Origin of the sequence: Stenotrophomonas hibiscicola ATCC 19867 (assembly GCF_000382065.1) — a bacterium.
In the GTDB taxonomy this organism is placed as follows: domain Bacteria; phylum Pseudomonadota; class Gammaproteobacteria; order Xanthomonadales; family Xanthomonadaceae; genus Stenotrophomonas; species Stenotrophomonas hibiscicola.
Genome location: NZ_KB907502.1, coordinates 82,501 through 108,171, shown reverse-complemented (window position 1 = coordinate 108,171; position 25,671 = coordinate 82,501). Strand labels below are relative to the sequence as shown.

The 25,671-nt window shown below is 67.6% G+C and carries 21 protein-coding genes; 9 read left to right on the top strand and 12 right to left on the bottom strand.

Translation table 11 applies throughout. The features are described from left to right. Positions 1-47: 47 nt before the first annotated feature. From yajC to queA, 3 genes are all read right to left on the bottom strand, one after another. A complete protein-coding gene (gene yajC, locus G370_RS0114610) occupies positions 48-392 on the bottom strand; it encodes a preprotein translocase subunit YajC (protein WP_005409257.1) in 345 nt (114 codons plus the stop codon). Between the two features lie 134 nt (positions 393-526). Further along, positions 527-1,657, bottom strand: a complete 1,131-nt coding sequence (tgt, locus tag G370_RS0114605) for a tRNA guanosine(34) transglycosylase Tgt (RefSeq protein ID WP_019661259.1) — start codon at positions 1,655-1,657, stop codon at positions 527-529. 237 nt (positions 1,658-1,894) lie between these two features. Continuing rightward, positions 1,895-2,971, bottom strand: coding sequence for a tRNA preQ1(34) S-adenosylmethionine ribosyltransferase-isomerase QueA (queA, locus tag G370_RS0114600; protein ID WP_019661258.1), 1,077 nt, complete (start codon positions 2,969-2,971; stop codon positions 1,895-1,897). Positions 2,972-3,182: 211 nt separating this feature from the next. Here queA and G370_RS0114595 point away from each other — a divergent pair, with 211 nt between their 5' ends. Continuing rightward, positions 3,183-4,679 (top strand): aminotransferase class III-fold pyridoxal phosphate-dependent enzyme, encoded by a 1,497-nt coding sequence (locus tag G370_RS0114595; RefSeq protein ID WP_019661257.1) that lies wholly within the window; start codon positions 3,183-3,185, stop codon positions 4,677-4,679. Between the two features lie 183 nt (positions 4,680-4,862). Beyond that, positions 4,863-5,456: an LOG family protein gene (locus G370_RS0114590; protein WP_019661256.1), complete on the top strand. Its 594-nt coding sequence runs from the start codon at positions 4,863-4,865 to the stop codon at positions 5,454-5,456. Between the two features lie 20 nt (positions 5,457-5,476). Here the strand turns inward: G370_RS0114590 and G370_RS0114585 are convergent, their stop codons facing one another. Then, positions 5,477-8,320: a bifunctional diguanylate cyclase/phosphodiesterase gene (locus G370_RS0114585; RefSeq protein WP_019661255.1), complete on the bottom strand. Its 2,844-nt coding sequence runs from the start codon at positions 8,318-8,320 to the stop codon at positions 5,477-5,479. Positions 8,321-8,567: 247 nt separating this feature from the next. Between G370_RS0114585 and G370_RS0114580 the strand changes: the two genes are divergently transcribed. The 5 genes from G370_RS0114580 to G370_RS0114560 all read left to right on the top strand — a co-directional run bounded on the left by G370_RS0114580 (position 8,568) and on the right by G370_RS0114560 (position 12,751). After that, a complete protein-coding gene (locus G370_RS0114580) occupies positions 8,568-9,086 on the top strand; it encodes an RNA polymerase sigma factor (RefSeq protein ID WP_229301621.1) in 519 nt (172 codons plus the stop codon). Continuing rightward, positions 9,083-10,087 carry a hypothetical protein gene (locus G370_RS0114575; protein ID WP_019661254.1) on the top strand — a complete coding sequence of 335 codons (1,005 nt, stop codon included), beginning with the start codon at positions 9,083-9,085 and terminating at the stop codon, positions 10,085-10,087. The genes G370_RS0114580 and G370_RS0114575 overlap by 4 nt, the downstream gene beginning before the upstream one ends. 40 nt (positions 10,088-10,127) lie before the next feature. After that, positions 10,128-10,721: an IMPACT family protein gene (locus tag G370_RS0114570; protein ID WP_019661253.1), complete on the top strand. Its 594-nt coding sequence runs from the start codon at positions 10,128-10,130 to the stop codon at positions 10,719-10,721. Beyond that, positions 10,714-12,486 carry an ABC transporter transmembrane domain-containing protein gene (locus G370_RS0114565; RefSeq protein ID WP_019661252.1) on the top strand — a complete coding sequence of 591 codons (1,773 nt, stop codon included), beginning with the start codon at positions 10,714-10,716 and terminating at the stop codon, positions 12,484-12,486. The genes G370_RS0114570 and G370_RS0114565 overlap by 8 nt, the downstream gene beginning before the upstream one ends. Positions 12,487-12,556: 70 nt before the next feature. After that, positions 12,557-12,751: a hypothetical protein gene (locus G370_RS0114560; protein ID WP_019661251.1), complete on the top strand. Its 195-nt coding sequence runs from the start codon at positions 12,557-12,559 to the stop codon at positions 12,749-12,751. 239 nt (positions 12,752-12,990) lie between these two features. Here the strand turns inward: G370_RS0114560 and G370_RS0114555 are convergent, their stop codons facing one another. The 3 genes from G370_RS0114555 to G370_RS0114545 all read right to left on the bottom strand — a co-directional run bounded on the left by G370_RS0114555 (position 12,991) and on the right by G370_RS0114545 (position 16,908). Further along, the gene (locus G370_RS0114555) at positions 12,991-14,115 is read right to left on the bottom strand and encodes a prephenate dehydrogenase (RefSeq protein ID WP_019661250.1); all 1,125 of its coding nucleotides are present in this window, start codon (positions 14,113-14,115) and stop codon (positions 12,991-12,993) included. Beyond that, positions 14,112-15,020 carry a pyridoxal kinase gene (gene pdxY, locus G370_RS0114550; protein ID WP_019661249.1) on the bottom strand — a complete coding sequence of 303 codons (909 nt, stop codon included), beginning with the start codon at positions 15,018-15,020 and terminating at the stop codon, positions 14,112-14,114. Before pdxY ends, G370_RS0114555 begins: the two co-directional genes overlap by 4 nt. A 688-nt stretch (positions 15,021-15,708) precedes the next feature. Beyond that, positions 15,709-16,908 carry an MFS transporter gene (locus tag G370_RS0114545; RefSeq protein ID WP_019661248.1) on the bottom strand — a complete coding sequence of 400 codons (1,200 nt, stop codon included), beginning with the start codon at positions 16,906-16,908 and terminating at the stop codon, positions 15,709-15,711. 72 nt (positions 16,909-16,980) lie between these two features. Here G370_RS0114545 and G370_RS0114540 point away from each other — a divergent pair, with 72 nt between their 5' ends. Beyond that, entirely contained in the window at positions 16,981-17,778 is a 798-nt protein-coding gene (locus G370_RS0114540; RefSeq protein WP_019661247.1) for an AraC family transcriptional regulator, read from the top strand. A gap of 59 nt (positions 17,779-17,837) precedes the next feature. Here G370_RS0114540 and dnaJ read toward each other — a convergent pair whose 3' ends face one another. The 4 genes from dnaJ to hrcA form a co-directional block, all read right to left on the bottom strand. Beyond that, positions 17,838-18,959, bottom strand: a complete 1,122-nt coding sequence (dnaJ, locus tag G370_RS0114535; RefSeq protein ID WP_019661246.1) for a molecular chaperone DnaJ — start codon at positions 18,957-18,959, stop codon at positions 17,838-17,840. Between the two features lie 154 nt (positions 18,960-19,113). Beyond that, on the bottom strand, positions 19,114-21,036 hold the full coding sequence (gene dnaK / locus G370_RS0114530; RefSeq protein ID WP_019661245.1) for a molecular chaperone DnaK: 1,923 nt from the start codon (positions 21,034-21,036) through the stop codon (positions 19,114-19,116). 181 nt (positions 21,037-21,217) lie between these two features. Next, positions 21,218-21,733, bottom strand: a complete 516-nt coding sequence (gene grpE, locus G370_RS0114525) for a nucleotide exchange factor GrpE (RefSeq protein ID WP_019661244.1) — start codon at positions 21,731-21,733, stop codon at positions 21,218-21,220. 63 nt (positions 21,734-21,796) lie between these two features. Beyond that, a complete protein-coding gene (hrcA, locus tag G370_RS0114520) occupies positions 21,797-22,861 on the bottom strand; it encodes a heat-inducible transcriptional repressor HrcA (protein ID WP_019661243.1) in 1,065 nt (354 codons plus the stop codon). 115 nt (positions 22,862-22,976) lie between these two features. Between hrcA and recN the strand changes: the two genes are divergently transcribed. Beyond that, complete coding sequence (recN, locus tag G370_RS0114515; protein WP_019661242.1) at positions 22,977-24,638, top strand: DNA repair protein RecN; 1,662 nt, start codon at positions 22,977-22,979, stop codon at positions 24,636-24,638. A gap of 110 nt (positions 24,639-24,748) precedes the next feature. Here recN and G370_RS0114510 read toward each other — a convergent pair whose 3' ends face one another. Then, positions 24,749-25,666, bottom strand: a complete 918-nt coding sequence (locus G370_RS0114510) for a LysR family transcriptional regulator (protein ID WP_019661241.1) — start codon at positions 25,664-25,666, stop codon at positions 24,749-24,751. Positions 25,667-25,671 lie beyond the last annotated feature (5 nt).

Sequence of the window (25,671 nt, the reverse complement as noted above, 5' to 3'; positions counted from 1 at the left end):
GCGGCGCCATCCCCGGCGCCGCGGTTGTGCATCGGAAAGGGAGTGGCTTACTGGGCCGACTTCAGGGTACCGGCCGGCAGCACGTTGCCGACAGCGCCCTTCTGCACGCGGATGCGCACGTTGTCAGCCACTTCAATGGTGATGAAGTTGTCGCCGATGTCGGTGACGATGCCGGCGATGCCGCCGTTGGTCAGCACTTCATCGCCACGCTTGATCTTCTCCAGCATGGCCTTGTGCTCCTTCTGCCGCTTCATCTGCGGGCGGATCATCAGGAAGTACATGATGGCGATCAGGATGACCGGGAACAGCAGCGTGGTCAGGCCCATGCCCTGCGGTTGGCCGCCGGCGGCCTGGGCGTGGGCGGCGGGAATCAGGAAGGCAAGCAGGTTCATCGTTGGTCCTTTGGTTGGGCGGCGCTTCGGCCGTTTCACGGGCACGAGGTGTCGACCGCGGATCTGGGTCAGCCTTGAAGTATGCCACGGCCCCGGGCGTTCGTCCTTGGACCGTTTGGCAGGGGGCGTCCGGGTTAGAGGGGCGGGGCCACCGCCCCGCGTGCCGCGTAGAAAGACTCACGGAAGGCCAGGAAGGTTCCCGCCTCGATGGCCGCACGGATGTCGGCCATGAGCTTTTCGTAATAGAACAGGTTGTGCAGGGTGCCCAGCATCGGCGCCAGCATCTCGTTGCAGCGGTCCAGGTGGCGCAGGTAGGAACGGGTATAGCCACCGGTGCAGGCCACGCAGCCGCAGCCCGGCTCGATCGGGTCCATGTCGCGCGCGTAATGGGAATTACGGATGCGGACGGTGCCGAACGAGGTGAAATAATGGCCGTTGCGCGCATTGCGGGTCGGCATCACGCAGTCGAACATGTCCACGCCACGTGCGACACCCTCGACCAGGTCCTCCGGCCGGCCCACACCCATCAGATAGCGCGGACGGTCGCTTGGCAGCTCCGGGTCCAGGTGGTCGAGCATGGCGTTGCGCTCGTGCTCCGGCTCGCCCACGGCCAGGCCGCCGATGGCATAGCCGTCGAAGCCGATCGCCTGCAGGGCATCGGCCGAACGGCTGCGCAGATCGGTGTGCACGCCCCCTTGGACGATGCCGAACAGGGCCGCGTCGTTGCCGAGCTCGTCATGCGCGTTGCGGCTGCGCTGGGCCCAGCGCAGGCTCAGCTCCATCGAGCGGCGCGCCACATCCTCGGTGGCCGGATAAGGGGTGCACTCGTCGAAGATCATCACCACGTCCGAATCGAGCACCTTCTGGATCTTCATGCTCTCTTCCGGGCCCAGGAACACGCGGGCACCATCGGTGGGCGAGGCGAAGGTCACGCCCTGCTCGGTGATCTTGCGGCGGTGGGCCAGCGAGAACACCTGGAAACCACCCGAATCGGTCAGGATCGGGCCATCCCAGCGGCAGAAGCCGTGCAGGCCGCCGTGGTCGGCGATGATGTCCAGGCCCGGGCGCAGGTACAGGTGGAAGGTGTTGCCGAGGATGATCTCGGCGCCCAGCGCCCGCACCTGGTCCGGCAGGATGCCCTTGACCGAGCCATAGGTCCCCACCGGCATGAAGGCCGGCGTTTCCACCGTGCCACGCGGGAAGGTCAGGCGGCCACGGCGGGCACGGCCGTCGCGGGTCTGGAGCTGGAACTGCAATCGGGACATGGAGCGGTCATTCGGGCAAATAGTTGCCCATTGTCTCCCAAAACCGCCCTCCCTGCTCCGGTAGCGCCGGGCCATGCCCGGCGGAGCGGTTTGCCCGGGATGGCCGGGGCTACCGGATTCATCACGCATGGTGTGGATCTACCTGGGCAGTAGAGCCACGCCTTGCGTGGCTTTCCTGGTCTCCAGGCACCTGCAAGTGCGCACCAACGGTGCGCACCCACCACAAGCAGGCAGAGGTCAGCGCCCTACCCCCGCCTGCGGGAACAGCAGCATCGCGTCGCCGTAGCTGAAGAAGCGGTAGCGCTGCTCGATCGCGTGCCGGTAGGCCTCGAACACGCGTTCTTTGCCGGCAAACGCGGAGATCATCATCAGCAGCGTGCTTTCCGGCAGGTGGAAGTTGGTCACCATCGCGTCGACGCTGCGGATGCGGTAGCCCGGGGTGATGAAGATCTGCGTTTCACCGGCAAACGGCAGCAGCTCGCCATCGCGCATCGCGCTTTCCAGCGCGCGTACCACGGTGGTGCCGACGCCGATCACCCGGCCGCCGGCGGCGCGCGTGCGCCGCACCTGCTGCACCAGTTCGGCGCCGACGTTCAGCCACTCGCGGTGCATCACGTGGTCCTTCAGGTCATCGGCGCGCACCGGCTGGAAGGTGCCCGCCCCCACGTGCAGGGTGACATGGCCGAAGTCCACGCCCTTCTCCTTCAGCGCGGCCAGCAGCGGTTCGTCGAAATGCAGGCCGGCGGTCGGTGCCGCCACCGCGCCTACCTCGCGCGCGAACACGGTCTGGTACCGCTCGCGGTCGTCCACGCCCGGCTCGCGCTGGATGTAGGGCGGCAACGGCAGGCGGCCGGCATGCAGCAGCCACTGCTCCAGCGACTCCGGCACATGGAACTGCAGCACGTAGAACTCGCCATCGCGGCCCAGCACCTCGGCTTCGCCACCGGCATCCAGCGCGATGCGACTGCCGGCCTTCGGCGACTTGCTGGCGCCGACCTGCGCACGCGCCTGCTGACCGCCGAGCAGGCGCTCGATCAGGATCTCCACGCGGCCGCCGCTGGCCTTCTGCCCGAACAGGCGCGCCGGAATCACCCGGGTGTCGTTGAACACCAGCAGGTCGCCCGGCTGCAGCAGCGACGGCAGGTCACGCACCTGCAGGTCGGTGAAGACGGCAGGTGCCGGCGGTACCAGCAGCAGGCGGCTGGCGGAGCGTTCGGCCAGGGGAGCCTGCGCGATCAGTTCAGCCGGCAGGTCGTAGTGGAAATCGGACTTCTTCAAGGCAGTGGGCGGCAACAGGTCGACAATGGCGCGCATTGTACGTCCAGCGTCTGCGAGCCGGCGCGCTTCGCGGCGAACGTCGCGCAAAATGCTGCTATGCAGCAGGTTTCTGCGGGGTTATCGCGCAAAAAAACAAGTGCTAGCATCGAGTTGGAAGTCCGCTGCACGAGCCTGCCCCCAAGCGCGCGTGATGACGCGCGTTTTGCATTTGAAGGCCCGTGCGACCCATCGTTTCAGGAGATCTGCAATGAGCTTCATCGAACGCCTCGCCCCCCTGCGCGCCCAGCCCGGCACCCGCCTCACCTCCGGCCTGGACGACGCCACGCTGACCGCCCTGTCCGCCAACCACCCGCAGCTGATCGCCGCGGTGGACGCCGCCGCCGAGGAATTCGCGCGCGTGCAGGCCGACCTGGGGCCGCTGCTGGCGCAGGACGAACAGGCGCAGATCGACGCGATGCAGGATGGTTTCGTCAACTTCTACGCCGATGACGCGGTGACCCCGTACGTGGCACTGGCTGCGCGCGGCCCGTGGGTGGTCACCCTGAAGGGCGCCGTGCTGTACGACGCTGGCGGCTACGGCATGCTCGGCTTCGGGCACACCCCGGACGCCGTGTTGGAGGCAATGGCCCGCCCGCAGGTGATGGCCAACATCATGACCCCCAGCCTGTCGCAGCAGCGCTTCATCACCGCCCTGCGCGCCGAGATCGGCCATCGCCGTGGCGGCTGCCCATTCGCCCGTTTCATGTGCCTGAATTCCGGCTCCGAAGCGGTCGGCCTGGCCGCGCGCATCGCCGACGTCAACGCCAAGCTGCAGACCGACCCGGGTGCGCGCCACGCTGGCGCTGCGATCAAGCGCGTGGTGGTCAAGGGCAGCTTCCATGGCCGTACCGACCGCCCTGCCCTGTATTCCGATTCCAGCCGCAAGAGCTACATGCAGCACTTGGCCAGCTACCGTGGCGAGGATTCGGTGATCACCGTGGCGCCGTACGATGAGGCCGGCCTGCGCAAGGTGTTCGAGGACGCCGCACGCAACCAGTGGTTCATCGAGGCGGTGTTCCTGGAGCCGGTGATGGGCGAAGGCGACCCGGGCCGCTCGGTGCCGCCGTCGTTCTACGCCGTGGCCCGCGAACTGACCCGTGCGCATGGCAGCCTGCTGCTGCTCGACTCGATCCAGGCCGGCCTGCGCGCGCATGGCGTGCTCTCGGTGGTCGATTACCCGGGCTTCGAAGGCTTGGACCCGCCGGACATGGAAACCTATTCGAAGGCGCTGAACGCCGCGCAGTACCCGCTGTCGGTGCTGGCGGTGACCGAGCATGCCGCGCAGCTGTACCGCAAGGGCATCTACGGCAACACCATGACCAGCAACCCGCGTGCGCTGGACGTGGCCTGCGCCACCCTGGCCCAGCTGACCCCACAGGTGCGCGCCAACATTGCCGAACGTGGCGCCGAAGCCGTACGCAAGCTGGAGCAGCTGAAGAACGAGCTGGGCGGCCTGATCACCAAGGTGCAGGGTACCGGCCTGCTGTTCTCCTGCGAGCTGGCGCCGCAGTTCAAGTGCTACGGCGCCAATTCCACCGAAGAATGGCTGCGCCAGCACGGCATCAACGTGATCCACGGTGGCGAGAACTCGCTGCGCTTCACCCCGCACTTCGGCATGGACAGCGAGGAGCTGGACCTGCTGGTGGGGATGGTCGGCCGTGCCCTGCGTGAAGGCCCGCGCCGCGAACAGGCCGCTGCCGCGTAAGCCTGCTTGGCGTTTGTAGAGTCGAGCCATGCTCGACTCGGCCTTTGCCGCGATCTGAACGAAGAGCAGCCGAGCATGGCTCGGCTCTACAGAAGGGCTCATAATCCAAGGACACCCCGTCCCCGACCGCCCTGCGGTTGGCGACGGGGCGTTTTCGTTTCCGGCCAAGAGACAGGAAGATCCATGAAATCGATCTGTGTGTACTGTGGTTCCAACGCTGGCAGCAAGCCGGCCTACACCGAACGCGCCATTGCCCTGGGCGACCGCATTGCCCGCGACGGCCTGCGCCTGGTGTATGGCGGCGGCAACGTCGGCCTGATGGGAACCGTGGCCAATGCCGTGCTCGCCGCTGGCGGCGAGGTGACCGGCGTGATCCCGCGCCAGCTGGCCGACTGGGAAGTGGCCCACCGCGGCCTGACCGAACTGGAGATCGTCGGTTCGATGCATGAGCGCAAGTCGCGCATGTTCGATCTTGCTGACGGCTTCGTCGCCCTGCCCGGCGGCTTCGGCACCATGGAAGAGATCTTTGAAATGCTGACCTGGCGCCAGCTGGGCATCGGCAACAAGCCGTGCGCCTTCCTCGATGTGGAAGGTTTCTACGCCCCGCTGATCGGCATGATCGATCGCATGGTGGAAGAGCGCTTCCTGCACCCGGACCAGCGCCAGGACCTGTGGTACGGCTCGGACATCGAAGCGATGCTGGAGTGGATGCAGAACTACCAGCCGGCCCAGGCCTCGAAGTGGATCGACGAGAAGCGTCGCGCTGCCCTGCGTTGATGCAGCCGCACGCGGTGGGCTCAGGCCGCCGCGTGCGACCACGGGGCGGGCCGCCCCAACAGGTAGCCCTGGCCGTAGTCGCAACCCAGTTCGCGCAGGGTCTGCCGCTGCGCCTCGGTCTCGATTCCTTCGCCGATGGTTTCGATGCCCAGCGTGCGCGCCAGCGACAGCACGCCCTCGACCAGCGCGCGCGTGCTCTGCACTTCCGGCCCATGCAGGCCAGCGATGAAACTCTGGTCGATCTTCAACGTGCTGATCGGGAAACGGTGCAGGTAGGACAGCGCGGAGAAGCCCGTACCGAAATCGTCCAGCTGCACCTGGATGCCGCGCTCGCGCAGCCCCTGCAGGATGCGCAGGGTGTGCGGGGCATCATCCAGCAGCGCCACCTCGGTTATTTCCAGCCGCAGCCGCTGCGGATCGGCCCCGTATGCGTCCAGCAGGCCGAACAGGCGGCCGCTGAACTCTGCAGAGCGGAAATGCCGCGGTGATACGTTGACCGATACATAGCTGTGCCCGCCTTCGGCGAGGCCAATGATCACCTGTTCGTAGATCAGCCAGTCGACCTGCTCGATCAGGCCGCTTTCCTCGCCCAGCTCCAGGAACGCGCCGGGCAGCAGCAGGCCACGGCGCTCATGCTGCCAGCGCAGCAGCGCCTCGTGGCCGACCACTTCACCGTCGGACAAGCGCACGATCGGCTGGTAGAACGGTACGAAATCGCGGTTGTTGATCGCACGGCGCAGGTCGGCTTCCAGGTCCAGGCTGCGCATGGCTTCTTCGCGCATGTCCTCGTCGAAAATCGCACAGCGGTCATGGCCCTGCGCCTTGGCCCGGTACATGGCCGCATCCGCATCGCGCAGCAGCTCTTCTCCGGTGCGGTAGCGCGGATTCCACAGGGCAATGCCCAGGCTGCCGGACGGAAACAGTTCGCGCCCGGCGATCCACATCGATTCCTGCAACGCCAGCAGCAGCCGCTGGCCGAAATCCAGTGCCTGGGCCAGACCTTGCGGGCATTGCAGCAGCACCGCGAATTCATCACCGCCCAGCCGTGCCACCACGTCGTCGGCGCCGGCCATCGATACGATGCGCTTGGCCACTTCCTCCAGCATGCGGTCGCCGGCGGCATGCCCGATGCTGTCGTTGACCAGCTTGAAGCGATCCAGATCGAGGAACAGTACGGCGAACACCGGGCCACCCTCACGCCTGGCCAGCACCAGCGCATCCTGCAGTCGATCCAGCAGGTGCAGGCGATTGGGCAGGCCGGTCAGCGCATCGTGCATGGCCTGATGGGTGAGCCGCTGCTCGGCCCGCAGCCGCTCGCCGATCTGCCCGAGCAGCTTTTCGTTGACCTCGGCCAGCTCGCGGGTACGTTCTTCCACGCGCTTTTCCAGTTCGGCATGCGCCGAACGCAGCCGCTGCTGGTCGCGTTGACGGGCCAGGCCGGTACCGATGTTCTGGGCGACGAAGGTCAGCAGGCGCTGGTCGTGAACGCTGAACGTGCTGTTCTCGCTGTAGCTCTGCACCACGATCGCGCCGACCACTTCGTCGTCGCGCAGCAGCGGCACGCCCAGCCAGCAGTGCGAACGTGCACCGGATTCACGCACCTCGCCACTGGCCAGCAGCGCATCGATCTGCGCGCGCGAGGCCAGCAGCGGGCGCCGGTTGCGCACCACGTATTCGGTCAGGCCCCGGCTGAAGGGCCGTGGCGCGCGGCTGGCATTGTGCTCGTCCACCGAATACACGAAATCCAGGCCGTTGCCGGCCGGGTTGACCAGGGCGATGTAGAAATTGCGCGCGTCGAGCAGGCGCCCGACCACGCCGTGCACCTGCCCGTAGAACTGAGCCAGGCTGTCGGCCGACATCGCCATTTCGGCGATGTTGTACAGGGCGGTCTGCAGCTGTTCGGCACGACGACGCTCGGCTACCTCGTCCTGCAGGCTGTGGTTGGCCCGCTGCAGTTCCTGGGTGCGCCGCGCCACCTGCTGTTCCAACCGGACCTGCGCCTGGCGCCGATCCATCGCGGTCTGCACGTGCTGGGCGACGAAGCCCAGCAGTGCGCGCTCGGCCTCGCCGTAGCGGGCGGCCTGTTCATAGCTCTGAACCACGATGGCCCCGCAGACGCGGCCGTCGCGCAGCATCGGCACGCCCAGCCAGTCCAGGCTTTCGGGACCGCGCTGCGGGTCATGCTCCTGTTCCATCACCTGCGCCAGCAGTTTGCGCGAAGGGCCACTGAGCGGCTTGCCATGGCGCAGCAGCGCCACGGTCAGGCTGCGCGGCATCTCGCTGGCGTCATGGCTCTGCGTGGGATCGGCGACGAAGTCATCGACCTGATCGGCAAAGTACAGGAACCGGATCTGGTCGCGCACATCGTCGTATTCCACGATGTAGCAGTTCTCGGCATACATCAGCGTGCCGAGCACGCCATGCACGTGGCGCAGCATCTCGGGCATTTCCAGATCGGCACCGGCCAGATCGGCAATCTGGAACAGGGCCTGCTGCAGCCGCTCGGCCTCTTCCAGTGCCTTGATCTGGCCGGCTTGGCGGCCGCGCTGCAGCGCCAGTTCCATCGCCTGCCGGGCAACCCCCCACCATGCAGGCGAAGGCGCCGCCCCGGCTACCGACAACAGCAACCGCGCACCGTCGTATTCCCAGCCATGCTGACCCTCGCCGATTCCCGGCTCCGCGGCCACCTGGCCGGCAACTGCTGGCGACGGCCAGCCGCCCTGGCCACGACCGAGCTGCGGGTCGTCCCAGCCAACGCGAACCACGGCCGTTTCCGGCAAAAGCGCATGCAACGCGCGCACCAGCGCCGTGCTCAGCACGGCCTCGTGTGGTGACTCTTCCGCCGGTTCAGCATGCGTGGACAAATGACAATCTCTTGGCGCCGTCTGTGCGTCGCCTCCCCTGAGCCGCCGAGCATAGCGCGCCACCCGGGGGGCAATGGAAGCCCGTAAACCCCGAATCGTGCACCCGTACGTTTTTCGTGCTGTCCGTAGCCCCATCCGAGCCATGACCCTCGCCCTGCCCGCCCCCGCCACCGGCTATGCGCCATCGCCCGCAGGCCTTACCCTGTACGCCGTGGAAGCCAGCGCACTGCCAACCGATGAAGCCTTGATGCTGGCCTGGGCCGGTGGCGACCTGCGCGCCTTCGAAAGCCTGTATGCGCGCCACCGCAAGCGCCTGTTCGGCTTCCTGCTGCGGCAACTGCGCGACAACGCGCTGGCCGAGGAGATCTTCCAGGACGTCTGGCAGCGGGTGATCAGCGCCCGCGCCGGCTGGCAGCCCGAGGCCGCGTTCAGCACCTGGCTGTTCCGCATCGCCCACAACCGCCTGAATGACCATTGGCGTGCCGCCCGTCATCGCCCCGCCGCGCCGGCCGACGCCGATCTGCGCCTGGCCGCGATCGAGGATGGGCAGACCCCGGAAGGCGAGCTATCCGAATTCGAGCAACGTCGCCGCATCCAGCTGGCGATGGAACAACTGCCGCCGGAGCAGCGCGAAGTGCTGCAGCTGCGGCTGGATCAGGAACTGAGCCTGGAGGAGATCGGCCAGATCACCGGCGTAGGCCGGGAAACCGTGAAATCGCGGCTGCGCTATGCGATGGACAAGCTGCGTGCGGGATTGAACGCATGAACCGAGACGAACCACTGACGCCGGAAGAACGCGAGCTGTCCCGGCTGCTCGGCCGTCGCGCCGAACAGGCACCGCCGGCTGCACTGGACACCGCCATTCTGGCCGCGGCCCGTGCCGCCGTGGATGCTCCGCCTGCCGATGCAGTGGCCTCTCCGGAGGCGCCGCGCACGCAGCGCACACGCCCGCGTTGGCCGGCCGTGTTCGGCATCGCCGCCTCGATGGTGTTCGCCATCGGCATCGCCTGGCAGCTGCGTCCGGAACCGCCGCCGATTCCGGCCGGTGAGGCGGCCGTGGCTGCGGCACCGGCTGCGGCAGAAGACAGCGCGGCTGCCGATCAGGCCGCTGGCAACCGCGCAGCCGACAGCGCGGTGGTGGCAGCGGATCCCGCTACTGCGCCCGCAGCACCCGAGGCGGCCCCCGTTGCCGCCGCCCCGGCACCGGCCATCGCGCGGGCGTCCAAGCCCGTTCCGGCCGAACCCGATGAAGCGTCGGCCCAGGCAGCACGATCGATGGCTGCGGATGCGGCCGCCGATGTCTCCTTTGCGGCCCTCCCGCCCGCACCGGCAGCGGCGCCACCTGCGCCACCTGCGCCACCGGCACCCGCCGCCTACTCGGCACCCACACCGGCACCGGCCCTCGCGCCGGCAGCGTCCGGGGCACTGAAAGCACGCGCGGCCAGCGCACCGGCCGCCAATGCAGCCGAGGTCGAGCGGGCGCAGGCGCTGGATCGGGTGGAGATCACCTCGATGAAGCGTGAGGCTCCCAGCCGTTCCGCACCGGGCATCATGCGCCGCGGCAGCGATGCGCGCCTGAGCGCGGATGCCGTGCAGGCCGAAGTGGACGCCGACGCACGACTGCCGCGCCGGCAGTGGCTGCAGAAAATCCGTACACGACGCGACGACGGCCAGCGCGATCTGGCCCGTGCCAGCCTGGAGCGTTACATGCAGCAGTACCCGGAAGCGCGCCTGCCACGCGACCTGCGCCCACTGCTGGACGACTGAAGCGGACGGGAATACCCGGCAACCCCGTAGAATGGCGGGAATGCTCGATACTCTCGCCCAGCCGGTCAGCCACACGCTGGAAGTCAAACACAGCCGTTTCATCGCCCATGCCGCGCCGATCGAAGGCGCCGCAGCGGCCATGGCGTTCCTGCAGCAGGTCGCGGTGACCGATGCCACCCACAACTGCTGGGCCTACCGGCACGGCCAGGACTATCGTTCCAGCGACGATGGCGAGCCGGCCGGCACGGCTGGACGTCCGATCCTTGCGGCGATCGACGGGCAGGGCTTCGACCGGGTGATGGTGGTGGTGACGCGCTGGTTCGGCGGCATCAAACTCGGCGCCGGTGGCCTGGTACGCGCCTACGGTGGCGCCGCCGCCGAGTGCCTGCGCACCGCCCCGCGCCTGCCGCTGGTGGCGCTGGCCCGGTTGCAGCTGCTGGCTGGCTTTGAGGACCTCGGCACCCTGCACGCCACCCTGCCCGCCTTCAGCGCGGAAAAGCGCGATGAACAGTTCGATGCCAACGGTGTGTGCCTGCGGATCGAACTGCCTGCCGATCAGGTCGACGCATTGAAAATCCGCCTGCGCGACGCCACCCGTGACCGTATCCGCATAGAAGACGACCAGGATGACTGACAAGGACGACGCCCCCGCTTCGACCCCGCCGCTGCGGCGCCTCGGCAGCCTGCGCACGCTGTGGCCATTCGTGCGCCGCCACAGCGGGCTGTTCACCGCCTGGCTGCTGGCCCTGGCGGTGTCTTCGGCCGCCACGCTGAGCCTGCCTCCGGCGGTGAAGCAGATGATCGATCATGGTTTCAGCAGCGGCGGCCAGATCAACCGTGCGTTCGCCCTGCTGATGCTGGTGGCGGTAGTGATGGCGTTGGGCACGGCCGCGCGCTTCTACTTCGTGTCGCTGCTTGGCGAGAAAGTCGTGGCCGACCTGCGCAGCCAGCTGTATGCCCACCTGATCCAGCTGGGCGCCGGCTTCCACGACCGCAGCCGCAGCGGAGAGCTGGTTTCGCGCCTGACCGCAGACACCGAACTGCTGCGCAGCGTGGTCGGCTCGACCATGTCGGTGGCTCTGCGCAGCACGGTCACGGTCATCGGCAGCCTGGCGATGCTGTTTGTGACCAGTCCCCGGCTGGCGGCGTGGTCGCTGCTTGGCATCCCACTGGCGGTGCTGCCCATCATCATCGGCGCACGCAAGCTGCGCACCGTCGCACGCAACAGCCAGGACCGCATCGCCGACGCCAACAGCCTGGCCAGTGAGACACTGGGAGCGGTGCGCACGGTACAGGCACATGCGCGCGAACCCTATGAACGCGGACGCTTCGACAAGGCGCTCGGTGACGCCATCGGCGCCGCTCGGCGCCGCATCGGCGCGCAGTCGCTGGTCACCGCCAGCGCCATCCTGCTCGTGTTCGGCGCCATCGTCGGCGTGTTGTGGCTGGGCGCGCACGACGTCATCGACGGCCGCCTCAGCGCCGGCACGCTGGGTCAGTTCGTGCTGTATGCATTGATCGGCGGCGGTTCGGTGGGCGCGCTGGCCGAAGTATGGAATGAGCTGCAGCGCGCCGCCGGCGGCATGGGCCGCATCGGCGAGCTGTTGCAGGAAGACATCGAGATCCGCGCGCCGGCCCAGCCGCACGCGCTGCCGCAACCGCTGCGTGGCGAGATACGATTCGACGACGTGGTGTTCCACTACCCGCAGCGACCAGACCAGGCCGCACTGGACCACTTCAACCTGCATGTGCGCCCCGGCGAGACCGTAGCGTTGGTGGGTCCGTCAGGGGCGGGCAAGAGCACGGTGCTTTCGATGCTGCTGCGCTTCCATGACCCAGCCAGCGGCCGCATCGACGTGGACGGCATCGACGTGCGCCAGGTCGACCCGGCCGAGCTGCGCGCGCAGCTGGCGCTGGTGCCGCAGCAGCCGACGCTGTTCGCGGCCAGTGCACGCGACAACATCCGCTATGGCCGCCTGCAGGCCAGCGACGCGGAAGTCGAGGATGCCGCGCGTGCCGCCGAGGCCGATGCTTTCCTGCGCGCGTTGCCGCAGGGCTATGACAGCGAGCTGGGTGAGCGCGGTGCCCGCCTTTCCGGTGGCCAGCAGCAGCGTGTGGCGATTGCCCGCGCGCTGCTGAAGGATGCGCCGATCCTGCTGCTGGATGAAGCCACCAGCGCGCTGGATGCACAGAGCGAACACAGCGTGCAGCAGGCATTGGAACGGTTGATGGCGGGTCGCACCACGCTGGTCATCGCCCACCGCCTGGCCACCGTGCTCAAGGCCGACCGCATCGTGGTGATGGACCAGGGCCGCATCGTCGCCGAGGGCACGCATGCACAGCTGCTGGCCGAAGACGGACTGTACGCTGAACTGGCACGCCTGCAGTTCATCGATTGATGACGTCCGGCTAACATCGGCGCGGCCAAGCTGGCCGCGCAACAGCAGCATCCGCTGAAGGAGGTGCACGATGTCGTTCCGTCAGTTCCCCGCCGTCGACAGCAACGGCGAAAGCCACATCATCATCGAGTTCAAGCCCGAAGCGAGTGGCAGCGGGCACCACTCCGAAGCTACGCCACGCTATGAGCTGGATGACGGGCGCCAGCTGGTGCGCAATGGCCGCGAATTCACAACAAGCGGCGGTGAGCTGAGGCTGACGATCTGAGGCTCGCCAGGCATGCCCGGCGATACCGGATTTCATTCCGCCCCGCTCTGGTGGCTCTGGTGGGTGTCGACCTTGGTCGACATGCTTTTTGCCAAAGGCGGTCGAGCATGGCTCGACGCTACAAAAAAGCATGGTCAATTTTTCACCAGGCATCTTGACAGCCTTGGCTGCCAAGGGCTGCGCGCGGTTATCCACACCTTTGCTCAGAAACCATCCACACCACCTGTGGATGAATGTGCTCAGCCCAGCACCCGTCCGATGCCGCTGGCGTCCACTTCGGCCGCTGCCCGACGGATCGCCGTCGGATCACTGCCGGCCACGAATCCGATATGGAAATGCACCTCGCCCCCGGGCGTGCGTGAGGAATGGATCGAGGCCAGGCTGATGCGGTGCTGCTCGAACACGTTCAACAGTTCACGCAGCGAGCCCGGCCGGTCCTCCGGCAAATGCACCGACAGCGCGTTGCGCTCGGTCAGGTCCGCCAACAGGTAACCCACGCGTTCGAACGTGTAGTTGCCGTCAGCCAGTTCCTGCTCGCCGAAGGCAGTGCGATTGGCCAACAACAGCTGCTCACGGAATGCACTGCGTGCAGTGTCGTCGCCCTGCCCGACCTGGGCCTGCAGGGCCTGCAGCTGGCCGACCAAGCGCTCCAGCATCGGCGCCACGTACGGATTGCCGAACTGGATGTCCTCGTAGATCGCGGGGTTCAGCGACAGGATGCGCGAGATGATCGCCGTATCCAGTTCGAACGATGCCGACCGGTACGGCATCATCGCGGCCAGGTCGCCCAGCTGCGGCTGGTACTGGCGCAGCACGCCGGCCTGGGCCAGGTGGGTGGCATGCACCATCGCCTGCACCAGCGCCATCATCTGGTCGTGATGCTGCGGCGTGGCGCGCACGCACTCAGCCTGCAACGCCGTGCACAGCGTATCAACCCACGGTTGCCAGTGCCGCAGCCGCGCTTCGCAGACCACCATCACCCGGCCCTTCAGGGTCGGCGCCTTGGGCGGCGCGGTCATCGGGTGCAGGCCGACCACTTCGGCTTGAGAGGCCAACATCGCCTGCACCGGCGCTTCTTTTACCGAGGTCACGTCCAGCCACAGCCGGTCCTGCTCGCGACCGGCCGACTGCTGCACGTACGCGGCAATCAGAGCCGGCGTATGCCGGATCGGTGCCGAGAACACCAGCACGTCAGCCTGCGCCAGCAGCTGTTCCGGCGTATGCGAGTCCGGATCGGCCGGATCGTGGCCGATCACCTGCAGCTGCATGTGCTGCTGGAAGAAGCGGGTCAGCCAGCGCCCGTAGGCGCCGGCACTGCCGATGATGCCGACCGTGCGCGGCGTGCGTGGGTCCAGGCCGCTCATGCCACGCGTTCGGCGCGGAAGCGCGTTCCTTCGGCCAGCGCCGCCGGCGCTGCAGCAATCACGTCGAACTCTTCGAAGCCGTTGTCGAGGGTCGCCTCCAGCGCCGCATGGGTGCCGGCAATCGCGCGCGAGATCGCTTGCTGCATCGATTCGCCGCGCAGCAGGAACGACACCACCAGCGACATCAGCACATCACCGGTGCCTGCCACGTCCACTGGCAGCAACGGCGAGGTCCAGCGCCAGGTTTCCTCGCGGCCAACGGCCAGGGTTACCAGTTCACCCGGGGTGCCGCCCACGCTGTGCGCGATCACCCAATGCGGGCCGCGATCCAGCAGCGTGCGCGCGGCGGCGATGGCATCGGCCTCGGCCAGCGCTGGCATGCCGGTCAGGCGATTGAGTTCAAAGGCGTTCGGGGTCACCAGCCAGGCATGGGGCAGCAGGCGCTCGGCGAAGATCGCTTCCAGGCCCGGTTCCACGTACGGGCCGGTGTGGGTGTCACCGATCACCGGGTCCAGGCAATAACGCAGTTGCGGGCAGCCCGGCAGGATCGCGTCCAGCCAGTCGGCGAAGGCGGCACCGTTGGCGGTGCTGCCGAAGTAGCCGGACACCAGCATCTTCGCGCGTTGCGGCAGGCCGCGCTCGTGGCTGCCGAGCAGCAGGTCGGCGAACCAGTCGGCCGGCAGCACGCGGCCACGCGTGGTGTCGTAGAACGGCGCGTTGCTGAGCAGCACCGTCGGAATGCTTGCCACACGCACGCCCAGCGCGCGCATCGGTGGGATTGCCGCGCTGTTGCCGGCATGACCGTAGACGAGTTGCGACTGGACCGAGATGACATCGATCGGCGACGGACCGTCGGGCCGCTGGCGGCGGCCGTGGACCAGGTGGTTATCAAGGGATTCGCTCATGGCCGCATTCTACGCCCAAGGGGGTTTTCGGCAGGGCTTGCAGCCCTGCACCTGCCGAAGGCGAAGCAAGATCAAGAGCCGCATTCCGTGGGATGGCGGGGCGGTGTGGGTGGTCAGGACACGCCGTAAACCCATCCATGGGGGCTCGATGGCGCCATCCATGGCGCCAACGGTCCTGCCCACCCACACCGCCCCGCCTCTGACAGATTCCCGCGACTGTTGGTGGGTGCCGACCGTCGGCACATCTGTGGGATACCGAAATAAATCGGGGTCAGATCCGTTTTCCTTCGGAAAACGGATCTGACCCCACGAGCTGTTCCGACAGATCGCGGAAAACTGTCGAAGGCGGGGTGGGCCCGGTTGAGGGGGCGAGAGCCGCATGGGCCCGAGGTATGCCTCGGGCGGGTTGGGCAGGACGCCCAACCCCGGTCTTGCCGTGTGCGCAGGACTGCGCACACGAGCAAGCGGCGACCGAGCTTACATGGGTGAGGGCGCTTTGCGTGCGAAGCACCGCTTCGCAAGCGCCCGAACGCACAGCCGCCAGCGGCTGGGCCGGGCCCCGGAGGGGGACTTGCAGCGTCCCCCTCAACCGGACCCACCCCGCCAACCCACGGATAGCCAGCTTCTGCTGTTGACGTTGACGTTGCTTCGGCAGGTGCAGGGCTGCAAGCCCTGCAACCCAACCCCCTCATTGAGCGGCAGGCCGCGACGGCGGCAGCCACGCCGCCACGATGCCCAGCAGCGGCAGGAACGCAGTCAGCTGATAGACGTACTCGATGCTGGTCTTGTCCGCCAGCAGGCCCAGCACGGCGGCACCCAGCCCGCCCATACCGAACGCGAAACCGAAGAACAGGCCGGACACCATGCCGATCCGGTGCGGCATCATTTCCTGCGCATAGACCACGATGGCCGAGAACGCCGAGGACAGCACGAAACCGATCAGCACCGCCAGCACCGTGGTCCAGAACAGATCGGCATGCGGCAGCATCAGTGCGAACGGCGCAACGCCCAGGATCGAGGTCCAGATGATCGGCTTGCGGCCGATGCGATCACCCAGCGGGCCGCCGAGGAAGCCGCCGGCCGCGGACGCCACCAGGAATGCGAACAGGTGCAGCTGCGCCTGTGCCACCGGAATGCCGAAATGGTGGATCAGGTAAAAGGTGAAGTAGCTGCCGATGCTGGCCATGTAGAAGTACTTGCTGAAGATCAGCACCAGCAGGATCGCCAGCACCTTGGCCACGGTGCGCGGCGGATGGCGCGGCGCCGTCGAGGCGGTGCTGGCCGGGCGCGGGATGCCCAGGTGCAGCGCGTACCAGCGGCCGACATAGGTCAGCAGCGCGATGCCGATCAGGGCGGCGCCGGCAAACCACGATGCGGCATGCTGGCCATACGGCACGATCACCGCCGCTGCAATCAGCGGGCCCAGCGCGGTACCGAAGTTGCCACCGACCTGGAACACCGACTGCGCGAAACCATGGCGACCGCCCGAGGCCAGCCGCGCGATGCGCGAGGCTTCCGGATGGAAGATGGCCGAACCAATGCCGACCATCGCCGCCGCCATCAGCACCACCGCGTAGTTCGGTGCGAAGCCCAGCAGCAGCATGCCGCACAGGGTCGAGGCCATGCCGATCGGCAGCGAGTACGGCGCCGGGCGGCGGTCGGTAGCCATGCCGATCAACGGCTGGAAGATCGAGGCGGTGAGCTGGTAGGTCAGCGTGATCAGGCCGATCTGGGTGAAGCTGAGGTTGAAGCCGCCCTTGATCACTGGATAGATGGCCAGGATCAGCGACTGCATCATGTCGTTGACGACATGCGAGGTGGAGATGGCGGCCAGCACGCCGGGGGCCACCGGGCGTGAGGTGGTTGCGGGAGAAGCCAGGGTCGACATGGATACAGTCAGGTTGGGGGCGAGCCACGCATGCTACGGTGACCTCCCCCTCCCTTCTGCCGCGTTCGGGTCATGGCATATCGCAAAAAGGACATCCCCTGCCAGGTCCGCGAGACTGCGCCGTGGAACGAGGTTCCGGTGCACCGCCCAGTGACCTGCCGCGCCCGCCATTACAAGCCCGGGACACACATCGCGCCCCACCGGCACCGGCGTCACCAGCTGGTGTTCGCCATGTCCGGACTGATGGTGGTGCGTGCAGACGGCGGCCGCTGGGTAGTGCCTTCAACCCGCGCGATCTGGGTCCCGGCCGGCATGGCCCATGCGGTGGACTGCATCGCCGAAGTACACATGCGCAGCCTGTACGTGGAGCCGGACTTCGCGCCGCAGCTGCCGGACGAAGCGTTCGCGGTACAGGTGGCGCCGCTGCTGCGCGAGCTGCTGCTGGCCGCCAGCCTGATCGAGACCGCGCATGTGGACGACAGCCGCGACGGCCGCGTGGTGCGCCTGCTGCTGGACGAGCTGCACCGCATGGACGTGCTGCCGCTGCACCTGCCCTCGCCCACCGACCCGCGCCTGCAGCGGATCTGCCAGCACATCCAGAAGCATCCCGGCGACGACGCCACGCTGCAGGATTGGGCGCAGGCCCTGCAGGTGGACGTGAAAACCATCCAGCGCCATTTCGCCAGCGAACTGGGCATGACCTTCGGGCAGTGGCGACAACAGGCGCGGCTGCTGGCCGCACTGGAACGGCTGGCCGTCGGCGACAAGGTCATCGATGTCGCGCTGGCGATGGGTTACGACAGCCCAAGCGCGTTCACCAGCATGTTCAAGCGGCAGCTCGGGCAGACACCTGCGGCGTTTTTCCGCTGACCGCATACGAAAACGCCGGGCATGGCCCGGCGCTACCGTTCAATGCTTGCGTTGAGAACTCAGGACGTCATGCGGTCCCAGAAGCCCTTCACGCCATCGATGAAGGTGGCCGACTTCGGCGAATGCTTGCGCGCTTCCTCACCGACGAAGGTGGCTTCGAACTGCTCCAGCAGCTTGCGCTGCTCGTTGGTGAGGTTGACCGGGGTCTCCACCACCACACGGCAGTACAGGTCACCCTCGCTGCGGCTGCGCACCGAACGTACGCCCTTGCCACGCAGGCGGAACAGCTTGCCGGTCTGGGTCTCGGCCGGGATGCGGATCTCCGCCTCGCCGCCGAGCGTGGCCACGCGCACGGTGTCACCCAGTGCCGCCTGCGAGATGCGGATCGGCACTTCGCAGTGCAGGTCGTCGCCATCGCGCTGGAAGATCGCATGCTCGCGCACGCGCACTTCCACGTACAGGTCACCCGGCGGCGTACCGGCCGGACCGGCTTCGCCCTCGCCCTGCAGGCGGATGCGGTCGCCGGTATCGACGCCGGCCGGCACCTTCACCGACAGCACCTTATCTTCCTCGACGCGGCCGTTGCCATGGCAGGTCTTGCAGGGCTTGGCGATGATCTGGCCACGGCCGCCGCAGTTGTGGCAGGCCTGCTGCATGGCGAAGATGCCGCGCTGGATGCGCACCTGGCCACGGCCGTGGCAGACGTTGCAGGTCTCGACCTTGCCGTCCTCGGAGCCACTGCCATCGCAGTCGCTGCACTCGGCCAGGGTCGGAATCTCGATGCGGCGCTCGACGCCGCGCACGGCTTCTTCCAGGTCCAGCTCCATCACGTAGCCGATGTCGGCGCCGCGACGGGCCTGCCGCGGACCACCGCCGCCACCAAAGATGTTGCCGAAGATATCGCCGAAGATATCGTTCATGTCCGGGCCGCCCGGACCACCGCCGCCCATGCCGTGCTCGAACGCGGCGTGGCCGTGGCTGTCGTACATGCGGCGCTTGTTGCCGTCGGACAGTACTTCGTAGGCTTCCTTGCACTCCTTGAAGGAGGCCTCGGCCGCCGCATCACCCGGGTTGCGGTCCGGGTGGAACTTCATCGCGCAGCGGCGGTAAGCCTTCTTCAGCTCTTCCTCGGTGGCGGTGCGGGCAACGCCCAGCACTTCGTAGTAATCGCGCTTGCTCATATCGTGAATCGGGTTCCGGAACGTCGGGATTCGTCAAAGCGGAAGAGCGGAACCAGGTCCGCTCTTGCGTCGGGCGCCCCGACACGCCGGTGGGCGGTCAGGACCCTGATGCGACAACGGGACGCTGGTGGCCAGCGTCCCGCGTCGGTCCGGATCAGGACTTCTTGTCGTCCTTGACTTCGGTGAACTCAGCGTCGACCACGTCGTCCTGCGCCTTGCCGGCATTGCCGGCGTCGGCACCCGGGGCACCGCCCTGGTCGGCCGAAGCAGCGGCGAACAGCGACTGGCCAGCTTCTTCCAGTGCCTTCGACTTGGCTTCGATCTGTGCCTTGTCGTCGCCCTTCATCGCGGTTTCCAGGTCAGCCAGCGCTGCCTCGACCTTGCCGATGACATCGCCGCCGACCTTGCTGCCGTGCTCGGTGATCGCGCTACGGGTGCCGTGGATCAGGGCGTCGGCCTGGTTGCGGGCCTGCACCAGTTCCTGGAACTTCTTGTCTTCTTCGCGGTTGGCTTCCGCGTCGGCGACCATGCGCGCGATCTCCTCCTCGGACAGGCCCGAACCGGCCTTGATCTCGACCTTCTGTTCCTTGTTGGTCTTCTTGTCCTTGGCCGACACATGCAGGATGCCGTTGGCGTCGATGTCGAAGGACACTTCCACCTGCGGCAGGCCGCGCGGGGCCGGCTCGATGCCGGACAGGTCGAACTTGGCCAGCGACTTGTTGAAGCGGGCCTGTTCGCGCTCACCCTGCAGCACGTGCACGGTCACGGCCGACTGGTTGTCCTCGGCGGTGGAGAACACCTGCGAGGCCTTGGTCGGGATGGTGGTGTTCTTCTCGATGATCTTGGTGAACACGCCACCCATGGTCTCGATGCCCAGCGACAGCGGGGTCACGTCCAGCAGCAGCACGTCCTTGACGTCGCCGCCGAGCACGCCGCCCTGGATCGCCGCACCCAGTGCCACGGCTTCGTCCGGGTTGACGTCCTTGCGCGGTTCCTTGCCGAAGAACTCGGTCACGGCCTGCTGCACCTTCGGCATGCGGGTCTGGCCGCCGACCAGGATCACTTCGCTGATGTCGCTCGAACGCAGGCCGGCATCGTTCAGGGCGACGCGGCACGGCTCGATCGACTTCTTGATCAGGTCGTCCACCAGTGCTTCCAGCTTGGCGCGGGTCAGCTTGATGTTCAGGTGCTTCGGACCCGACGCGTCAGCGGTGACGTACGGCAGGTTCACTTCGGTCTGCTGGGCGCTGGACAGCTCGATCTTGGCGCGCTCGGCAGCGTCCTTCAGGCGCTGCAGGGCCAGCGGATCCTTGCGCAGGTCGATGCCCTGGTCCTTGTTGAACTCTTCAACCAGGTACTCGATGACGCGGTTGTCGAAGTCTTCGCCGCCCAGGAAGGTGTCGCCGTTGGTGGCCAGCACTTCGAACTGCTTCTCGCCGTCGACGTTGGCGATCTCGATCACCGAAACGTCGAAGGTGCCGCCGCCCAGGTCGTACACCACGATCTTGCGATCCTTGTTGTCGCCCTTGTCCAGGCCGTAGGCCAGCGCAGCCGCGGTCGGCTCGTTGATGATGCGCTTGACGTCCAGACCGGCGATGCGACCGGCGTCCTTGGTCGCCTGGCGCTGGCTGTCGTTGAAGTAGGCCGGCACGGTGATGACCGCTTCGGTGACCTTCTCACCGAGGAAGTCCTCGGCGCTCTTCTTCATCTTCTCCAGCACCTTGGCCGAGATTTCCTGCGGGGCCATCTTCTTGCCGTCGCTGGTGGCGACCCAGGCGTCGCCATTGTCATGGGCCAGGATGCTGTACGGGACGTGGGCGATGTCCTTCTGCACCTCACCATCGGTGAACTTGCGGCCGATCAGGCGCTTCACCGCGTAGAAGGTGTTCTTCGGGTTGGTCACGGCCTGGCGCTTGGCCGAGGCACCGACCAGGACTTCGCCGTCCTTGGTGTAGGCGACGATCGACGGGGTGGTGCGATCGCCTTCCGAATTCTCGATGACGCGGGCCTTGCCGCCGTCCATGATCGCCACGCACGAGTTGGTGGTGCCGAGGTCGATACCAATGATCTTGCCCATGGGGGAGACTCCTGAGGATGCTTGTTGGGGTCAGTCCGGCCGTTCGGCCGGTGGATGAATACGATGTGGGGGAGGCTCGTGGAACATTCAAGCCATCCTCCGAACGCTGTGTTTCCGGTCATCCGGCGCGTTCAGCGTCGGGTCGGGTGGCGGGTCTGTCCGCCGCCCCGGCCCTGCGGGATCACTCGGCGGCCACCACCACCAGCGCTGGCCGCAGCAGGCGCTCGTTGAGCAGGTAGCCCTTCTGGAACACGGTCACCACGCTGCCCGGGGCGGCGCCCGGGGTCGGCGCCTGGCTGATCGCCTGGTGGTGTTCCGGGTTGAACGGCTGGCCGATCGGGTCCAGCAGGACCAGGCCGTTGTCGGCAGCGACCTTGAGCAGCTGCTTGTAGGTCAGCTCCAGGCCTTCGCGCAGCGGGTGCGGGTCGTCGCCGGCGGCCTTCAGGCCGGCGTCCAGGCTGTCGAACACGGGGAGCAGATCGCCCAGCAGCTTCTCGTTGGCGAACTTGCGGGCCTGTTCGATGTCACGGGCAACGCGCTTGCGCTGGTTCTCCAGGTCGGCGCGCTCACGCAGGGCATCGGCCTTGACCTGTTCGATTTCGGCGCGCAGGCGCTCGACTTCGTCGTTGACGCCGGCGGTGGCGGCCGCATCGGCGGCACTCTGCTGGGATTCGATATCTGGCTGTTCGTGGTTCATGTCTGGGTCCCTGGCGGTCAAACTCCGCCTCCAACCACCCTAGTGTGGGCGGGATGCTGCGTTTCAAGCGTCGGATGTTCCCGGCGTGCGCGAGGCCGGTGAAAAGGCCGCGCCGAGCACATCGGCCGTGGCCTGGACCAGCGGGATCACGCGGTCGTAGGCCATCCGCTTGGGACCGATCACGCCCAGCACGCCCAGCACCTGGCCGTTGGCGGTGTACGGGGCGGTGACCAGCGAGACGCCCTGCAGCGGCATCATCCCGGTCTCCTCGCCGATGAAGATGCGCACGCCCGGCGCCTGGATGGTCCGCTCCAGCAGCTGCAGGATCTCGCGCTTGCTGGAGAACAGCTCGAACAGTTCGCGCAGGCGCTCCAGGTCAGACAGGTCCTGCACCCCCATCAGCCGGGTCTGGCCGGCCACCAGCATGTCGTCGGCCGGCGGCTGCAGGGCCTGTTCGGCCAGTTCGATGCTGTGCGCCAGCAGCTGTTCCAGTTCGGACCGGGCATCGCGCAGTTCCAGCAGCAGGCGGGTGCGGATCTCGGCCAGCGGCAGGCCGGCGAAATGCGCATTGAGGTAGTTGGCGACCTGCTCCAGCTGCCCCGGCGCAAACTCCTGGCGGGTCTCAATGACCCGGTTCTGTACCTCGTTGTCGGCGAACACCAGGATCGCCAGCACCCGCCGTCCGTCCAGCGCCACGAAATCGATCTGGCGGAAGGCGAACTGCTCCCGCCGCGGGGCGCTGACCACGCCGACGAAGTGGCTCATCGCCGACAACAGTTCCGAAGCGCTGCCGAGCAGGGCCTGGGTGCTGCCACCGCCGGCCAGCTCCTGGCGCAGCCGGGCCAGCTCGCCCTCGCCCGGCGGCTGCATCTGCAGCAGGCTGTCGACGAATACCCGGTAACCGTGCGCGGTCGGTACCCGCCCGGCCGAGGTATGCGGCGAGGCCAGCAGGCCCAGGTCCTCCAGGTCGCCGAGGATGTTGCGGATGGTGGCCGGGCTGACCTCCAGCCCGGCCACGCGTGCCAGCGTCTGCGAGCCCACCGGCTCACCGTCCTGGATATAACGCGCGATCAGCGTGCGCAGCAGATGGCGCGCACGCGGGGCAAGCTGGTCGGGAGAACCGTGCATGGAATCAACCTGTGAGACACGGACACTAGATAATGGCGGCGCATCACCTTGGCAAGTCATTGGACCTCGCGCGCCCGCGTGCTAGCGTTGCGCGGCTGCTGATACCCCCTTACCCATGCTCAGACATCTTTCGATCAAGGATTTCGCCGTCGTCCGCGCTACCGAACTGGAGTTCGGGCCAGGCATGACCGTGGTTTCAGGCGAGACCGGCGCCGGCAAGTCGCTGATGGTCGACGCGCTGGGCTTCCTGTCCGGCCTGCGCGCCGACAGCGGCGTGGTCCGCCATGGCGCCGCCCGCGCCGAGCTTTCCGCAGAGTTCGTGCTGGACCAGCTTCAGGCTGCGCGCCAGTGGCTGGCCGACAACGAGCTGGACGACGAGGACCAATGCCAGCTGCGCCGCGTGATCCGCGCCGACGGCGGTTCCCGGGCCTGGATCAACGGCCGCCCGGTGACCCTGGCCCAGCTGGGCGACCTGGCCTCGTTGCTGGTGGAGATCCACGGCCAGCACGAACAGCAGGCCCTGCTGACGCGCCCGTCGCAGCTGGCGCTGCTGGATGCCTATGCCGGCAACGAGAACGAACGCCGCCAGGTACGGCGCGCCGCCGCGGCCTGGCAGGCACTGGTCGATGAATCGCTGGCGCTGTCGCAACAGGGCGACGTCAGTGACCGGATCGGCTTCCTCGAGCACCAGCTGCGCGAACTGGACCGGGAAGACCTTGAGCCGGAATCGATCGCGGCACTCGGCGCCAGCCACCGTCGCCAGGCCCACGCCAGCGCCCTGCTGAGTGCCTGCCAGGCGGCCAGCAACCAGCTCAACGGTGACGACGGCAGCTCCGCGCTGGACCTGTTGCAGCAGGTGCGCCACGAGCTGTCGCGCCTGATCGAACACGACCCACGGCTGGGCGAGGTGGACGGCCTGATCGAGAATGCCTCGATCCAGCTGCACGAAGCCCTGTCGCTGCTTGACCGCGTGCATGACGATCTGGATGCCGACCCGGAACAGTTCGAGGAGAACGAGCGCCGCCTCGGCCGCCTGCACGACCTGGCCCGCAAGCACCGCGTGCCGATGGACGAGCTGGGCGCGCAACGCGAGCGCATGCATGCCGAAGTGGAGCAACTGCGCGGCGCCGACGAGCGCCTGCAGCGCCTGGCCGGCGAGATCGACAAGGCCGCCGCCGCCTGGCGCGTGCAGGCTGAAGTGCTGACCGCCAGCCGCCGCAGCGCCGCCGCCGAACTGTCGGCCACCACCACCGGCATCATCGCCGAGCTGGGCATGGGCGGCGGCCAGTTCCTGATCGAGCTGGAACCCCAGGACGCCGGCAAGCCCGATCCGCAGGGCGCCGAACGCGTGGAGTTCCTGGTCGCCGCCAACGCCGGCCAGCCGCCGCGCGCCCTGCGCAAGGTGGCCTCGGGCGGTGAACTGTCACGCATCTCGCTGGCCATTGAAGTGGCCGCGCTGGATCTGGACGCGGTGCCGACGATGGTGTTCGACGAAGTGGATTCAGGCATCGGCGGCGCGGTGGCCGACATCGTCGGCCAGAAGCTGCGCGCACTGGGCGAGAAGCGCCAGGTGCTGTGCGTGACCCATCTGCCGCAGGTCGCCTCCAAGGGCCATGCCCATTACCGGGTCAGCAAGGCGCCGGTGGAAGGCATGACCCAGAGCGCCGTGGAAAAGCTGGACAGCAAGGCGCGCGAAGAAGAGCTGGCGCGCATGCTGGGTGGCGTGGAAGTGAGCAAGGAAGCGCGCGCCGCCGCACGCAAGCTGCTGCAGGTGTAACGCCGCCCGAGCCGGGCATAGGCCCGGCTTCCGCGCGGTAGTGCCGGCCGCTGGCCGGCAACCCAACACGGGTGGGCGAAGATCGTGAGGTTGCCGGCCAGCGGCCGGCCCTACCCCCGTGGCTGCGTCAGATCGACCTGTTCCACCAGGAAATCGAGGAACGCGCGCACCCGCAGCGGCAGGTAACCGCCCTGCCCCAGGAACACGGCGTGCACTTCTTCCAGGTCACCCGGATTGGCCTCTTCCAGCACCGGCAGCAGGCGCCCGGCGGCGACGTCGTCCTGCACCTGGAACGCGGCCAGGCGGGCCATGCCCAGACCACCCAGCACCAGCTGGCGCAGTGCATCGCCGTTGCTGGCACGGGCGTTGCCGCTGGGCAGCACCATCCGCTCTCGCCCCTCCTGCAGCAGCGGCCAGCCCTGCATCGCACGCGCGTGGCCGATGTCCAGCCGGTTGTGCGACTGCAGTTCGTCGGCGTTGCGCGGCATCCCGTGCCGCTGCAGGTACGCCGGCGCGGCCACGATCATCATCCGCGTCGCGCCCAGCCGTCGCGCCACCAGGCTGGAGCTCTTCAGCGGACCGGCCCTTACCGCAACGTCGGTGCGCTGCTCCAGAAGGTCAATCACTTCATCATTGAGGGTCAGGTCCACCCCCACCTGCGGGTTGCGCGCCAGGAACGCCGGCAGCAGCGGCAACAGGAAATGCTGGCCGAACGGCACGTTGGAGTTGACCCGCAGGCGTCCACGCGGTTCGGCATGGGCACTGGCGCAGCGCTCTGCTTCTTCCAGATCGGCCAGCACCCGCAGGCCCCGCTCGTAGAACGCGCAGCCTTCCGGGGTCAGCTGCAGCTGGCGGGTGGATCGCTGCAGCAGTCGCGTGCCCAGCCGCTGCTCCAATCGTGCCACGAGCTTGCTCACCGCAGACGGCGTCATGTCGAGCGTGCGCGCGGCGGCGGAGAAGCCGCCGGTCTCGATGACCCGCACGAACACTTCCAGCTCGCCGGATCGGTTGATGTCGGGTCGCGCCATGACGA

Excerpts from the sequence above, each read along its gene's own strand:
- dnaK (WP_019661245.1), bottom strand. The coding sequence starts at position 21,036 with ATGGGCAAGATCATTGGTATCGACCTCGGCACCACCAACTCGTGCGTG.
- hrcA (WP_019661243.1), bottom strand. The coding sequence starts at position 22,861 with ATGCACGGTTCTCCCGACCAGCTTGCCCCGCGTGCGCGCCATCTGCTG.
- recN (WP_019661242.1), top strand. The coding sequence starts at position 22,977 with ATGCTCAGACATCTTTCGATCAAGGATTTCGCCGTCGTCCGCGCTACC.
- G370_RS0114590 (WP_019661256.1), top strand. The coding sequence starts at position 4,863 with ATGAAATCGATCTGTGTGTACTGTGGTTCCAACGCTGGCAGCAAGCCG.
- pdxY (WP_019661249.1), bottom strand. The coding sequence starts at position 15,020 with ATGAGCGAATCCCTTGATAACCACCTGGTCCACGGCCGCCGCCAGCGG.
- G370_RS0114540 (WP_019661247.1), top strand. The coding sequence starts at position 16,981 with ATGGCATATCGCAAAAAGGACATCCCCTGCCAGGTCCGCGAGACTGCG.
- tgt (WP_019661259.1), bottom strand. The coding sequence starts at position 1,657 with ATGTCCCGATTGCAGTTCCAGCTCCAGACCCGCGACGGCCGTGCCCGC.
- yajC (WP_005409257.1), bottom strand. The coding sequence starts at position 392 with ATGAACCTGCTTGCCTTCCTGATTCCCGCCGCCCACGCCCAGGCCGCC.
- queA (WP_019661258.1), bottom strand. The coding sequence starts at position 2,971 with ATGCGCGCCATTGTCGACCTGTTGCCGCCCACTGCCTTGAAGAAGTCC.
- G370_RS0114545 (WP_019661248.1), bottom strand. The coding sequence starts at position 16,908 with ATGTCGACCCTGGCTTCTCCCGCAACCACCTCACGCCCGGTGGCCCCC.
- G370_RS0114565 (WP_019661252.1), top strand. The coding sequence starts at position 10,714 with ATGACTGACAAGGACGACGCCCCCGCTTCGACCCCGCCGCTGCGGCGC.
- G370_RS0114510 (WP_019661241.1), bottom strand. The coding sequence starts at position 25,666 with ATGGCGCGACCCGACATCAACCGATCCGGCGAGCTGGAAGTGTTCGTG.
- G370_RS0114555 (WP_019661250.1), bottom strand. The coding sequence starts at position 14,115 with ATGAGCGGCCTGGACCCACGCACGCCGCGCACGGTCGGCATCATCGGC.
- G370_RS0114560 (WP_019661251.1), top strand. The coding sequence starts at position 12,557 with ATGTCGTTCCGTCAGTTCCCCGCCGTCGACAGCAACGGCGAAAGCCAC.
- grpE (WP_019661244.1), bottom strand. The coding sequence starts at position 21,733 with ATGAACCACGAACAGCCAGATATCGAATCCCAGCAGAGTGCCGCCGAT.
- G370_RS0114575 (WP_019661254.1), top strand. The coding sequence starts at position 9,083 with ATGAACCGAGACGAACCACTGACGCCGGAAGAACGCGAGCTGTCCCGG.
- G370_RS0114595 (WP_019661257.1), top strand. The coding sequence starts at position 3,183 with ATGAGCTTCATCGAACGCCTCGCCCCCCTGCGCGCCCAGCCCGGCACC.
- dnaJ (WP_019661246.1), bottom strand. The coding sequence starts at position 18,959 with ATGAGCAAGCGCGATTACTACGAAGTGCTGGGCGTTGCCCGCACCGCC.
- G370_RS0114570 (WP_019661253.1), top strand. The coding sequence starts at position 10,128 with ATGCTCGATACTCTCGCCCAGCCGGTCAGCCACACGCTGGAAGTCAAA.
- G370_RS0114580 (WP_229301621.1), top strand. The coding sequence starts at position 8,568 with ATGCTGGCCTGGGCCGGTGGCGACCTGCGCGCCTTCGAAAGCCTGTAT.